General features: G+C 71.8%; 9 protein-coding genes. 5 read left to right on the forward strand and 4 right to left on the reverse strand.

The features are described 5' to 3' along the window. Positions 1 to 43 precede the first annotated feature (43 nt). Entirely contained in the window at positions 44 to 1,828 is a 1,785-nt protein-coding gene (gene gcl / locus IE263_RS22990) for a glyoxylate carboligase (RefSeq protein WP_189939620.1), read from the reverse strand. 177 nt (positions 1,829 to 2,005) lie between these two features. Here gcl and IE263_RS22995 point away from each other — a divergent pair, with 177 nt between their 5' ends. Continuing rightward, positions 2,006 to 2,785 (forward strand): hypothetical protein, encoded by a 780-nt coding sequence (locus IE263_RS22995; protein WP_189939621.1) that lies wholly within the window; start codon positions 2,006 to 2,008, stop codon positions 2,783 to 2,785. Between the two features lie 52 nt (positions 2,786 to 2,837). After that, a complete protein-coding gene (locus IE263_RS23000) occupies positions 2,838 to 3,221 on the forward strand; it encodes a VOC family protein (protein ID WP_189939622.1) in 384 nt (127 codons plus the stop codon). A 26-nt stretch (positions 3,222 to 3,247) separates the two neighbouring features. On the opposite strand, the gene IE263_RS23005 is transcribed toward IE263_RS23000, so the two are convergent. Both IE263_RS23005 and IE263_RS23010 read right to left on the reverse strand, forming a co-directional pair. After that, positions 3,248 to 4,849, reverse strand: coding sequence for an AMP-binding protein (locus tag IE263_RS23005; RefSeq protein ID WP_189939623.1), 1,602 nt, complete (start codon positions 4,847 to 4,849; stop codon positions 3,248 to 3,250). Next, positions 4,846 to 6,513 (reverse strand): AMP-binding protein, encoded by a 1,668-nt coding sequence (locus IE263_RS23010; protein ID WP_189939624.1) that lies wholly within the window; start codon positions 6,511 to 6,513, stop codon positions 4,846 to 4,848. The genes IE263_RS23005 and IE263_RS23010 overlap by 4 nt, the downstream gene beginning before the upstream one ends. A 145-nt stretch (positions 6,514 to 6,658) precedes the next feature. Between IE263_RS23010 and IE263_RS23015 the strand changes: the two genes are divergently transcribed. The 3 genes from IE263_RS23015 to IE263_RS23025 all read left to right on the forward strand — a co-directional run bounded on the left by IE263_RS23015 (position 6,659) and on the right by IE263_RS23025 (position 11,545). Beyond that, positions 6,659 to 7,489, forward strand: a complete 831-nt coding sequence (locus IE263_RS23015) for a response regulator transcription factor (RefSeq protein ID WP_229911114.1) — start codon at positions 6,659 to 6,661, stop codon at positions 7,487 to 7,489. Positions 7,490 to 7,679: 190 nt separating this feature from the next. Beyond that, positions 7,680 to 10,502, forward strand: coding sequence for an AAA family ATPase (locus IE263_RS23020; RefSeq protein WP_189939625.1), 2,823 nt, complete (start codon positions 7,680 to 7,682; stop codon positions 10,500 to 10,502). A 251-nt stretch (positions 10,503 to 10,753) separates the two neighbouring features. Beyond that, on the forward strand, positions 10,754 to 11,545 hold the full coding sequence (locus IE263_RS23025; protein ID WP_189939626.1) for a S1 family peptidase: 792 nt from the start codon (positions 10,754 to 10,756) through the stop codon (positions 11,543 to 11,545). Between the two features lie 133 nt (positions 11,546 to 11,678). On the opposite strand, the gene IE263_RS23030 is transcribed toward IE263_RS23025, so the two are convergent. Further along, a complete protein-coding gene (locus IE263_RS23030) occupies positions 11,679 to 12,803 on the reverse strand; it encodes a winged helix DNA-binding domain-containing protein (protein ID WP_189939852.1) in 1,125 nt (374 codons plus the stop codon). Positions 12,804 to 13,043: the final 240 nt, after the last annotated feature.

A 13,043-nucleotide genomic window follows, 5' to 3' on the forward strand; every position in this document is an offset into this window, starting at 1 on the left:
GGCCCCACCTCCGGGTGGGGCCGCCCCTGCCTGCCCGGGGCTGTCAGACCTTCAGCGCTCTGATCGACGTCGGCGCATGCCCCGGCTCTGTCGCGATCTCCTCGAACTCCACGACGTCGCTGATGTCGTTGGTCGTGGACATGGAGATGTTGGTGACGCGCTCCAGGATCGCCTCGACGACGACGGGGACCTGGAACTCGGCGGCGAGCTTCTTGGCCTGTTCGAAGGCGGCGCCCAGCTCGTTCGGGTCGGTCACGCGGATCGCCTTGCAGCCGAGACCCTCGGCGACCTTGACGTGGTCGACGCCGTAGACGCCCAGCTCGGGCGAGTTGATGTTCTCGAACTCCAGCTTGACCTGGAAGTCGATGTCGAAGGCGCGCTGCGCTTGGCGGATGAGGCCCAGGTAGGAGTTGTTGACGAGGACGTGGACGTACGGGATCTTGTGCTGTGCCCCGACCGCCAGCTCCTCGATCATGAACTGGAAGTCGTAGTCCCCGGACAACGCGACCACCGACGCCTCCGGGTCGGCCTTGGCCACACCCAGTGCGGCCGGGACGGTCCAGCCGAGGGGGCCGGCCTGGCCGCAGTTGATCCAGTGGCGCGGCTTGTAGACGTGCAGCAACTGGGCGCCGGCGATCTGCGAGAGGCCGATGGTGGTGACGTAGCGGGTCTCGGGGCCGAAGGCCTTGTTCATCTCCTCGTAGACGCGCTGCGGTTTGATCGGGATGTCGTCGAAGTGTGTACGACGCTGGAGCGTGGCTTTCTTCTCCTGTGCGGCGGCCGCCCAGGCCGAGCGGTCGGGCAGCTCGCCGGCCGCCTTCATCTCCCGTGCCACGTCCACGAACAGCTCCAGCGCGGCCTTCGCGTCGGAGGCGATGCCGTAGTCGGGGGCGAAGATCCTGCCGATCTGGGTGGGCTCGATGTCGACGTGGACGAATGTCCGTCCGGCCGTGTAGACGTCGAGCCTGCCGGTGTGGCGGTTGGCCCAGCGGTTGCCGATACCGAGGACGAAGTCGGACTCCAGGAAGGTCGCGTTGCCGTAGCGGTGCGAGGTCTGCAGGCCCACCAGGCCGGCGTTCAGCTCATGGTCGTCGGGGAGGGTGCCCCAGCCCATCAGGGTCGGTACGACCGGTGTGCCGGTCAACTCGGCGAACTCGACGAGGAGTTCGCAGGCGTCGGCGTTGATGACACCGCCACCGGCGACGATCAGCGGGCGCGCGGAGGCGTTGAGCATCCCGATCGCCTTCTCGATCTGCGCCCGGGTCGCGACCGGCTTGTGGACGGGCAGCGGCGCGTAGGTGTCCGGGTCGAATTCGATCTCGGTGAGCTGGACGTCGATCGGCAGGTCGATGAGGACCGGGCCGGGGCGGCCGGAGCGCATGAGATGGAAGGCCTGCTGGAAGACGCCGGGGACCTGCGCGGCCTCCAGCACCGTGACCGCCGTCTTCGTCACCGGCCGCGCGATCGAGGCGATGTCGACGGCCTGGAAGTCCTCCTTGTGGATCACGGCGGTCGGGGCCTGGCCCGTGATGCACAGGATCGGGACGGAGTCGCCGATGGCGGAGTACAGGCCCGTGATCATGTCGGTGCCGGCGGGGCCGGAGGTACCGATGCAGACGCCGATGTTGCCCGGGTGGGTGCGGGTGTAGCCCTCGGCCATGTGCGAGGCACCCTCCACATGGCGGGCGAGGGTGTGAGCGATGCCGCCGGAGGCCTTGAGGGCCGCGTAGAAGGGGTTGATCGCCGCGCCGGGGACACCGAACGCGGCAGTGACGCCCTCGCGCCTGAGGATCTCAACTGCCGCGCGGGCAGCGGTCATTCGAGCCATGGAGTACTCCTGCTTCGGCTGTCGGATCGGCTCTCCGTCGCGCCCCGCGGGGAGCACCTCCGCGATCCATGTTCCGTATCGCGGAAATTAACTTCTACTATCTGGAAGCAATGTAAGTGGGTGGGCGAAGGTCGTCAAGAGACGGACAGGCGGGGGTTTCCGGAGGACGATGGGGGCATGTCCGAGAGCGTGCCGGTGCGCTGCCCGGCCTGCCGGCGCGAGCGCTTCTACACCGCGCCCTCCTACCCCTGCGCCTGCGGCGCCACGGTCGCACCGTGCCTCGACCCACGCACAGCGCCGAGGACCGTCGCCCACCGGGCATGGGAGGAGGAGTGGGTCACCCTCTCCTGCCCGGCCTGCGGCCGCCACGGCCGATGGCCACGGCCCGAGCTGGGATGCCCGTGCGGGACGGTCCTGTGGATCCCGGTGAGCGACGTCGTCGACGCGTCGGCCTCCGAGCAGGAGAGGATCCCCGCACCGAACACGCCACCCCTGCCACCACCAGCGCCCCCGGCACAAGTCCCCACGCCGGCCCACGCGGAACCCCTGGTACCGGCACAGAACCCGCCCCGGCCCTCCCCTCCCCGCCGCCCCTTCCACCCCGTCGCCATCCGCACCGCCCGCGACGCCGTCACAGCCACGGTCCGCTACCTCCGGTGGCTCGGTTACCGGGACATCCGCCGGGCCGATCAGCGCCCCACCTCCGGTATCGGGCTCTCCGCGCGCGGCCTGCTGGCCCAGGTCGACCCCAGCGCGCGCCCGGCCTCGCTGCGGGACGTGGAGTGTCTGTGGCTGACGGCCATGACGGACTCCACGGACTGCGTGTACTTCTCCCTCGCCGGCTACGCCCCCGAGGCCCGCGCCCGCGCCGACTCCCTCACCATCCCCCTCTTCTTCCTGGACCTGACGGGCACACCCCGGCCGGTCAACGAGGCGGCCGACGCCCTTGACGCCTGAGCCTGCTGCCAATTCGGTGGCGAACTCGGCGCCGCTGGGGCAGGCTCGCCGCATGGTTTCGGTGGTGCAGAACGTGGCGATCGACTGTGCGGACGCCTATGAACTGGCCTGCTTCTGGAGCAGGGTGACAGGCGGCCCGCTCCATCCGGAGGACCGACCGGGCGCCCCGGAGGCTCAGGTGATCCTCCCGGAGGGCCCGGTGCTCCACTTCAACCAGGTGCCGGAGCCGAAGACCGGCAAGAACAGACTCCATCTGTGCCTGCGCCCGCAGACCTCCCGCGAGGAGGAGGTCGAGCGGCTGCTGGGCCTCGGCGCCACCCTCGCCGTCGACCGCCGGGAGCCCGGAGGCGCGGGCTGGGCCGTCCTCGCCGACCCCGAGGGCAACGAGTTCTGCGTCCTGCGCAGCGCGTCCGACCGTGCGGCGATGGGTGCCTGAAGCCGGCCCGCGCCGCCGCGCCGGCCCTACGCGCCGTACGTCTCCCGCAGCTCCACCTTCCGCACCTTCCCCGACACCGTCATCGGAAAGACCTCCAGCACCTGCAGCCGGCTCGGGATCTTGTAGTGGGCCAACCGCCCCTCGCAGTAGGTGCGCACCTCCTCCAGGGTGGGCGGTGCGGCAGGGTCGTGCGGGATCACGCACGCCAGGACTTCCTCGCCGTACGTCGCGTGCGGTACGCCGACGACCTGGACGTCCCTGATCTTGGGGTGGCCGTAGAGGAACTCCTCGATCTCGCGCGGGTAGATGTTCTCGCCGCCCCTGATGATCATGTCCTTGATACGGCCGACGATCTCGACGTAGCCGTCCTCGCGCATCACGGCGAGGTCGCCGGTGTGCATCCAGCGGCCGGCGTCGACGGCCTCGGCGGTCTTCTCGGGTTCGTTCCAGTAGCCGAGCATCACGCTGTAGCCGCGGGTGCACAACTCCCCCGCCGTGCCGCGTGGCCGGGTCACGCCCGTCGCCGGGTCGACGATCTTCACCTCGATGTGCGGCAGCACGCGGCCGACCGTGCCCGTGCGGTGTTCCAGGTCGTCGTCACGACGGGTCTGGGTGGAGACGGGTGAGGTCTCGGTCATGCCGTAGCAGATCGACACCTCCGTCATGTTCATCTCGGCGACCACCCGCTTCATCACCTCGACCGGACAGGGCGAGCCCGCCATGATGCCGGTGCGCAGCGAGGACAGGTCGTACGTCCCGAAGTCCGGGAGGTTCAACTCCGCGATGAACATGGTCGGGACGCCGTAGAGCGACGTACACCGCTCCTGCTGTACGGCCTCCAGCGTCGCCTTCGGGTCGAAGGACGGGGCCGGGATGACCATACAGGCGCCGTGGGACGTAGCGGCCAGATTCCCCATGACCATACCGAAACAGTGATAGAACGGAACGGGAATGCACACCCGGTCCTGCTCGCTGTAGGCGATCAACTCACCCACGAAGTAGCCGTTGTTGAGGATGTTGTGGTGGGAGAGGGTGGCCCCCTTCGGGAAGCCCGTCGTCCCCGACGTGTACTGGATGTTGATCGGGTCGTCGCAGGACAGCTCGCGTCCCCGGGCCGCCAGCTCCTCCCTCCGGTCGGGGGCTGCGCGGCCGAGCAGCGTGTCCCAGCTCGGGTCGCCGAAGTAGACCGCCTCCCGCAACTGCGGGCACCGGCCCCGCACTTGCCCGACCATCTCCCGGTAGTCGCTCGTCTTGTGACGGAGGGAGGCGAACAGCAGGGAGATCCCGGCCTGGTTGAGGACGTACTCGACCTCGTGCGTGCGGTACGCCGGGTTGATGTTCACCATGATCGCGCCGATGCGGGCGGTGGCGTACTGGACCAGCACCCACTCGGGGCAGTTGACCGCCCAGATGCCCACCCGGTCGCCCTTGGCGACCCCGCTCGCGAGCAGCGCGCACGCCAACTCGTCGACGTCCGCGGCGAATCGGGCGTACGTCCAGCGCCGCCCGGACGGCACGTCGACGAGCGCCTCACGGTCCGGCCAGAGGGCGACGGCCCGGTCCAGGTCGGCGCCGATCGTGTCACCGAGCAACGCGGTCCCACTCGTCCCGTGCGTGTAGGAGTTCACCGGAAGTCCTCCTCGCGGTACTCGTCGGCCGAACCCGCCGCCGTCGCCTCGCGCAACTCGATCCGGCGGATCTTGCCGGAGACGGTCTTGGGCAGCGGCGCGAACTCCAGGCGCCGTACGCGCTTGTAGGGCGCGAGGACCTCGCGGGAGTGCTCGAACAGCACCTTCGCGGTGTCGGGACCGGGCTCCCAGCCCTCGGCCAGGACGACGTACGCCTTGGGCACCGCCAGCCGCAGCTCGTCCGGGGCGGGGACCACGGCGGCCTCGGCGACGGCGTCGTGCTCCAGCAGCGCACTCTCCAGCTCGAAGGGACTGATCTTGTAGTCGGAGGCCTTGAAGACATCGTCGGCACGCCCGACATAAACGACATATCCGTCTTCATCGCGGGTGCCGATGTCCCCCGTGCGGTAGTACCCGCCCGCCATCGCCTCCGCCGTGCGGTCGGCGTCGCCGTGGTATCCCGTCATCAGGCCGACCGGCCGCGCCGACAGGTCCAGCGCGATCTCACCCTCCGCCGCGCCGGGCGCGCCCGACACCGGGTCGAGCAGTTCCACGCGGTAGCCGGGGCTCGGTCGGCCCATGGAGCCGGTCTTCAGGGGCTGGCCGGGGCTGTTGGCGATCTGCACGGCCGTCTCCGTCTGGCCGAAGCCGTCCCGGATGGTCACGCCCCAGGCCCGCCGCACCTGCTCGATGACCTCGGGGTTCAGGGGCTCCCCCGCGGCCACGGCCTCACGCGGCGGGGTCCGCAACTGGGTCAGGTCGGCCTGGATGAGCATGCGCCAGACGGTCGGCGGCGCGCAGAAGGTCGTCACGCCCGCGCGGTCCATCTCGGCCATCAGCCGGGCCGGGTCGAAGCGTGTGTAGTTGTGGAGGAACACGGTCGCCTCCGCGTTCCACGGCGCGAACAGGTTCGACCAGGCGTGCTTGGCCCAGCCCGGCGAGGAGATGTTGAGGTGCACGTCACCGGGCTTGAGGCCGATCCAGTACAGGGTGGCGAGGTGCCCGATCGGATACGACACGTGCGTGTGCTCGACGAGCTTGGGGCGGGCCGTCGTCCCGGAGGTGAAGTACAGCATCAGCGGGTCGTCGGCGAGGGTCGGGCCGTCGGGCAGGAAGTCCGCGGAGGCGGCGTAGGCGTCCTCGTAGGGCTGCCAGCCCTCCGGCACTCCGCCGACGGCGGTGCGTGTGTAGTCGCCGGGCACGTCGTCGAACTTGGCGGCGTCCTCGGCCCGGACGACGACGTGCCGCACCCGGCCGCGCTCGACGCGGTCGCGCAGGTCGGCGGGGCCGAGCAGCGGGGTGGCCGGGATGACGACGGCGCGCAGCTTCATCGCGGCCAGGGCGGTCTCCCACAGCTCGGCCTGGTTGCCGAGCATGACGAGGATCCGCTCCTCGGCCTCGACCCCGCGCTCGCGCAGCAGGTTGGCGACCCGGTCGGACCGTTCGGAGAGTTCGGCGAAGGAGAGCCGGACCTCGGAGCCGTCCTCTTCGACGATGTGCAGGGCGGTGCGGTCGTTTCCGTCCGCGATGACGTCGAACCAGTCGAGGGCCCAGTTGAAGTGCTCGGGCCGGGGCCACTCGAAGCCCTCGTAGGCCGTGTCGTAGTCCTCGCGGTGCTCCAGCAGGAAGTCCCGCGCCCTGCGGAACTGCTCCGTCGCCGTCATCTGTCCTCCTGTGTGCCGGACCATTGCCGGGCGGCTCTCTGCCATCGTGTAATCCGTGATGCAGGTCTCACTACCCCCGAACGGGGGTGTGCGCCATGGTGAAGACCCCGAACGGGGGTCTGTGCCATCGGGAAAGGGCGGGCACATGGCAGCAGCGGACGCGGCCGGAGCGGTGGGGATGCGCGGTGCGCCGGCGCGGCTGCGGCGGGCGACGGGGCTGCCGGTCGCCTTCGGCGGGCTGGTGGAGCCGGGGCGGCAGCGCATGCGCATCAGCGAACTGAGCGGCGCCGCCACACCCGCGCTGCGCGGCTTCGCGGTGACCTCCGGCAACGGCCTCGGCGGCAAGGCGGTGGCCCTGGCCCGTCCGTGCGCCGTCACCGACTACTCCCTCTCCCGCCAGATCAGCCACGAGTACGACGCGGCGGTCGCCCAGGAGGGCCTGCGCTCGGTCCTCGCGATCCCCGTCGTCGTACGCCGCCGGGTGCGCGGAGTGCTCTACGGCGCCCTGCGCACGGCCCAGCCCCTCGGCGACCGCACGCTGAACGCGGCCGTCGGCGTGGCGCGGGACGTGGAGCAGACGCTGGTGGTGGGGGACGAGGCACGCGACCTGCTGTCCGCGGCGCGACCGGAGCCCGGCCCCGGCTCGGCGGCCGGATGGGAGCGGGTCCGTGAGGCCCACGCGGCCCTGCGCGCCCTCGCCCCGCGTATCGCCGACCCGGCCCTGCGCGCCGAGCTCCTCGACGTCTGCGGGCTGTTGACCGCGAGGACACCGACGCAGGGGGTGACCCTGGCGCCGCGCGAGCTGGACGTTCTGACATGCGTGGCGGCGGGTGCCACGAACGCGACGGCCGCCGAACATCTGGGTCTGCGGCCGGAGACAGTCAAGGGCTACCTCAGGTCGGCGATGCGGAAACTGGGGGCCCACACGCGCGGAGAGGCGGTGGTCGCGGCACGGAGGGCGGGGTTGCTGCCGTAGGGCTCGAGGCGGCTCGGTGGAGCGCTCGGATCCGGCCGGGGAGAGACCCTGACGACGACCGTCCATTCACCGGACACCTCGATGAATTTCTCTATGCCCCCGCTGTTATATCCCTCACCACGCCGTCCCTCCGAATTTCAATGGGACGTTGCCTAGAATTTGGCCCGGACACGACACACGGAGGGGAGCGGTGACCGTGCGAGGGGACTTCAAGGAGCCTGCCAGGTGCCGCCCCGACCTGGTCATCGGCAGGGAGGAGCTGTTCGGCTCCGCCCGTGACCAGCTGGTGCGCGGCGGCAGTGTGCTGCTCCACGGCCCCGCCGGAATAGGAAAGTCGACCGTGCTGCGGGCATTGGCCGCGGATTACGGCGAGTCGGCCCGCACCGTCTTGCGCTGCTCGGCGACCGAGTCCGAATCCCACCTGCCCTTCCTGGCCCTGGCCGATCTCTTCGGTCTGGTCCTGGACGAGGTCTCCGACAAGCTGCCCGCCGCCCAGCGCACCGCCCTGGAGTCGGCGCTGACCGGCCGAGGCGAATCGACTCTGCAGCGCGACGGCCTCGCCCTGCGCCTGGCCGTGCTCTCCGCGCTGCGCGCCCTGGCCGCCGCCGGCCCCGTCCTGGTCGTCGCCGACGACCTGCAGTGGCTGGACTCCGCCAGCGCCGAACTCCTCGGCTTCGCCGCCCGCCGCCTCGGCGACACCCCCGTCCAGCTGCTGTGCGCGGTCCGCACCGAGGGGCAGGAGTACGACCGTCATCTACGCGCGTCCCCGCCCGACACCCTCGCCGTCCGCCTCAACCCCCTCTCCCGCGCCCAGGTCTCCGCGCTGCTCGACCACCGCGGCTACACCGACCTGCCCCGCTCCACGGTCCGCGAGATCCACCGCACCAGCGGCGGCAACCCTTTGTTCGCCCTCGAACTGGGCCGCGCCCTCGGCGAGAACCCGACCCCGCCGCGCCCCGGCGAGCCGCTGCCCGTGCCGACCTCGCTGCGCGCCCTGGTGCTCAGCCGCCTCGACATGCTCTCCGACGAGGCCCGGCGCACCCTGCTCGTCGCCAGCGCGGGCGCCCGCCCCACGCTGGCCCTGCTGCACGCGGCCGGCCGGGAGAACGCCGAGGCCGAGACCGCCCAGGCCGCGGCGCTCGGGCTGCTGGCGACGGAGCCCGAGGGGCCGGCCGTACGGTTCGCGCATCCGCTGATCTCGGCCGCGCTGTACGCGGAGGCGCCCGCGCAGGAACGCCGGGCCGCGCACGCCGCGCTGTCCACGGCCGCCTCCGACCCGATCGAGCGGGCCCGGCACCTCGCGCTGTCGACCACCGGGACCGACCTGGACGTGGCCGCGCGGCTCGCCGAGGCCGCCGCGCTGGCCCGCGACCGGGGCGCGCCGTCGGTGGCCGCCTCGCTCGGGCTGCTCGCGGCCCGGCACACCCCGGCCACCGGCGGACCGGCGCCGGACGAACGGCGGTTGCAGGCCGCGGAGGACGCGATCACCGCCGGCGAGGTGGACCTCGCCCGGGACATCGCACGTGAGGTGCTGACCCGGGCCACTGTCCCCGCCGAGCGGGTACGGGCCTGGATGGTGGTGATCGAGGCGGCCGGGCAGGCCCTGGGGGACGTCGACGCCGTCTACCCGCAGGTGCTCGCCGACGCCGGCGACGACCCCGGGCTGCTCGCCCAGGTCCACTACCAGCTCGCCTGGCGCGGGCTGGTCGTCGAGGGAGACTTCGCCGAGGCCCGCCGGCAGGCGGCGCACGCCGCGGAGCTGGCCGCGCGCGGCGAGGACCGGCGCACCGAGCTCATGGCGCTCTCCTTCCAGGCCTCGACGGAGATCCTCATGGGTCATCCGGACGCACCCGCCACCATCAAGCGGGCGCTGAAAGAGCCTCAGGACCCGTACGTGACCTGCCATCACAACGGTGTCGGCATGGCCCGGTTCCGGTGGCTGCTGATGAGCGACCAGCTGCCCGAGGCCCGGTCGACCATCACGGCGCTGCTGCGCGAGGTGCGCCGGCGCGGCATGGTCGAGAGCGAGGTGCACTTCCAGCGCTTCCTCGCCGACATCGAGTTGCGCTCCGGACACTGCGGGCGCGCCCTCGACCTCGCCCGCGAAAGCCTGCGCCTGGCCCGCGACTCCGGCATCGGCCTGGGCGCCTCCGCCATGCTCACCTCCCTCGCGGAGGCCTCCGCCGGCGACGTCGACCGGGCGCTGGTACTGGCCCGGGAGGCCGTGGACCGCGCCGAGGAGGACGGCGACCAGATGTACCTCTCGCGGGCCCTGGCCGCGCTCGGCTACGCCCAGTTGGTGGCCGGGGACAATGCGGGAGCGGTGGGTTCGCTGCGCCAGGTGCGGGAGCTGGAGCAGGGCCTGGGCATCACCGACCCGGCGCGCGGCCGCTGGCAGGGCGACCTCGCCGAGGCGCTGGTCCGCGTCGGCGAGCCGGGCGAGGCACAGGACGTCATCGACGTCACCCGTGAGCACGCGCTGCGGCTGGGCCGGGAGAGCGTGCTGGCGGTGCTGGACCGGGCGGAGGCGCTGGTGCGGGCGGCGCGGGGCGACCAGGAGGGCGCCCTCGTCCGTCTGACGTCCGTTCAGGACCGGCTCGCCAAGCTGGGGTACGGCCTGGAGGAGGCACGGGCGGCGTTCGCGCTGGCCCGGCTGCGCACCCGGCGGCCGGGGCCGACGTCGTACGAGGAGGCGGCGCGGCTGTTCCGGCGGTGCCGGGCGTTGCCGTGGCTGCGGCAGGTCGACGCGGCCGCGGCCGCCGCGGAGATCCCCGCGCAACCGTCGGCGCCGGCCGCGCCGGTGCCCGCGGCGGACGCGCTGGAGGGGCTGGCCTCGATGGAGCGTCAGGTGGCCGCGCTGGTCATGGAGGGCGCGACCAACCGGGAGATCGCCGCGCGGTTGTTCATCAGCGTCAAGACGGTGGAGGCGACCCTGACCCGGGTCTACCGGAAGCTGGGGATCCGCTCCCGGGTGGACATCGTCCGACTGGCGGCGGGGCGGCACGCGAAGTAGGGATTGCGGGGCGGCCACGAGTGCGGGGCCCATGGCACGGGCGCGCCGCGCGGGGTTGACCGAGGGGCGACCGAGGGTTTTCCCTCCCCAACTCCCTTAGGGGGTTCCCTCATTGGGAGGCTGGGGTTCCGGCCCCTAGCGTAAGGGACGTGCCGCTCGCCCGGGCACACGGGGGTCGGTCCCGCGACCCCCGTGCACACCCCCCACACCCGCGCGACCCCCCACCGGCGACTCCCCCAGCAAGGAGATCCATGTTCGGGCTCAACCGTGCCAAGAAGACCGCGGCCCTCGTCGCGGCCACCGCTGCCGCCGCCGCGACGGCCCTGTTCAGCGCCCCCGCCGCTGTTGCGGCCCCCCAGCCGATCGTCGGCGGGACGACGACCACCGCCACGGCGTACCCGTTCATGATGCAGATCACGGACGCCTCGCAGAACCAGTTCTGCGGCGGCACCCTCGTCTCGCCCACCAAGGTGGTCACGGCCGCCCATTGCATGGTCGGCGAGACCACCAGCAGCGTCAGAGTCGTCGGCGGCCGCACCTACCTCAACGGCACGAACGGCACGGTCAGCCGGGTGAGCAAGATCTGGATCCACCCGTCGTACACGGACGCCACCAACGGAGACGACGTGGCCGTCCTGACCCTGTCGACGTCGATGCCGTACACCACGGCGTCGTACGTCTCCTCCTCCCAGACGAGCGTGTACGCGGCCGGCACCACGGCCCGCATCCTCGGCTGGGGCACCACCTCCTCGAACGGCAGCTCCTCCAACCAGCTGCGGACGGCGACCGTCCCGATCGTCTCCGACACGAGCTGCCGCAGCTCCTACGGTTCGGACTTCGTCCAGTCCGACATGGTTTGCGCCGGATACACCTCCGGCGGCGTGGACACCTGCCAGGGCGACAGCGGCGGTCCCCTGCTCATCGGGGGCGTCCTGGCAGGGATCACTTCCTGGGGCGAGGGCTGTGCGGCGGCCGGTTACCCGGGTGTCTACACCCGGCTGACCACGTTCTCCAGCCTGGTGACCGCGCAGGTCAACTCGTAGTCACCCAGTGTCCCAGAAGTTCTCCTGAGTACCCCTCAGGTAACAAACCAGGGGGCGTTGCGGGCCTCCACGAGCGGCCCGCAACGCCCCCTCTCCATGTCCCGGACGGCCTGCCCGCCGGGCTGAGAGGCCGCTACCGGATCACCTCGCCGTGGCGGATGTCGTACGACGACCCCCCGTGCATCACCTTCACCAGGCGCTCGGCCTCGGCCGTCACCTCCTCCTTCTGGCCCTTGGTGAGCCTGCCGAAGGCCTCGATGACGAGGACGTCCCCCTCCAGCTTCCACACGCCCGCGAGGAATCCGTCGACGAGGAGGGTGCGAAAGGCCTGGTTGCCCTGCCAGCTGCGGCCCCGGTACTCGGGCGGTACGACGCGGGTGCGGTCGGCGTGGGAGAGGAGCAGGTTGTCGAACTCGGGGAGGAAACGCGGCGGAGCGGGGGTCTCCGGGTCGGGGCGGGGCGCGTCGGGGAGGTCGAAGAGTTCGACGCCGTTCTCGTCGTGGAAGGTGAGCAGCTGGGGACGCAGGCGTTCGAAGGCCTCGCGCAGCCTGGTCAGGCCGGCCCAGGTCTGCATGTCCTTGACGGAGGCCGGGCCGAAGGCGGCGAGGTAGCGCAGAACGGTGGCGTCGGGCGCCGGGGACGGCTCGGTGGGGCGGCCCAGCCAGTGCTCCGCCGTGGTGAGCGCGACCTGCCCGCTCCTCCCCCACAGCCCGCGCGGGGTGACCTGGACGAGCGGCAGCGTGCAGCGGGCGGCGATCGCGAGGGCCTGCGGATCGGCGTCGGGCCACTCGGCCAAGAGCGCTGCGCGCAGCTGCTTCATGGTGCGGGGCTCGGCCTCGACGAGGTCGCGGGCGAGGGCGGCGAGCCGGCCCAGGTCGACGCCGGCCAGACCCTTGCGGAAGTTCGTCAGCTCACGGTCGCGGGCGGCCTGCACCAGCGGCCGCAGGGTGAGGCAGTCGTCGGCCGTGTGGGTGTGGATGGTCGAGCGCAGCGTGACGATCCGGACGACCTCACGGTCGGCCATGAGCGTGGACAACCGCTCGGGGGCGAAGCCGTCGAGGCGGGCGGCGAGGGCGTAGTACGGCGGCTTGACGTTCTGTGCCTGCAGGCCGACGAGGTGCTCCACGGCGGCGCGCGCGGACATCGGGGAGCGGCGCAGGAGGAGCTGCCGGTCGAGGGTCGCGCGGTTGAGGGCGCGGGGGGAGAGGACGGGGATCGCCGCGGAGGTCGTCTTCGAGGTCTTCGAAGACCTCGGCATGTCCGCGTCGGCCGCCTTCGGCGTGTCCGCGTCGGCCGCCTTCGCCGCGTCCGCCGTCTCCGCCTTCGCCGCGTCCGCCGTCTCCGCCTTCGCCGCGTTCGCCGTCTCCGCGTTCGTCGTCTTCGTCATACGGGCACGCTAGCGAGGCTTGCGGACACCCTCTGTCCTCAACTCTCACCGAGTCAGGCCCGCCTCCCCGGCGCCGGCGTCGTTTGTCCCGTATATCCTGCCGGTGATCAC

Origin of the sequence: Streptomyces aurantiogriseus (genome assembly GCF_014649375.1) — a bacterium.
In the GTDB taxonomy this organism is placed as follows: domain Bacteria; phylum Actinomycetota; class Actinomycetes; order Streptomycetales; family Streptomycetaceae; genus Streptomyces; species Streptomyces aurantiogriseus.

Bases quoted from the DNA above. Each gene is read 5' to 3' on its own strand.
- IE263_RS23015 (WP_229911114.1), top strand. From the start codon at position 6,659: ATGGCAGCAGCGGACGCGGCCGGAGCGGTGGGGATGCGCGGTGCGCCG.
- IE263_RS22995 (WP_189939621.1), top strand. From the start codon at position 2,006: ATGTCCGAGAGCGTGCCGGTGCGCTGCCCGGCCTGCCGGCGCGAGCGC.
- IE263_RS23010 (WP_189939624.1), bottom strand. From the start codon at position 6,513: ATGACGGCGACGGAGCAGTTCCGCAGGGCGCGGGACTTCCTGCTGGAG.
- IE263_RS23000 (WP_189939622.1), top strand. From the start codon at position 2,838: ATGGTTTCGGTGGTGCAGAACGTGGCGATCGACTGTGCGGACGCCTAT.
- IE263_RS23025 (WP_189939626.1), top strand. From the start codon at position 10,754: ATGTTCGGGCTCAACCGTGCCAAGAAGACCGCGGCCCTCGTCGCGGCC.
- IE263_RS23030 (WP_189939852.1), bottom strand. From the start codon at position 12,803: ATGCCGAGGTCTTCGAAGACCTCGAAGACGACCTCCGCGGCGATCCCC.
- gcl (WP_189939620.1), bottom strand. From the start codon at position 1,828: ATGGCTCGAATGACCGCTGCCCGCGCGGCAGTTGAGATCCTCAGGCGC.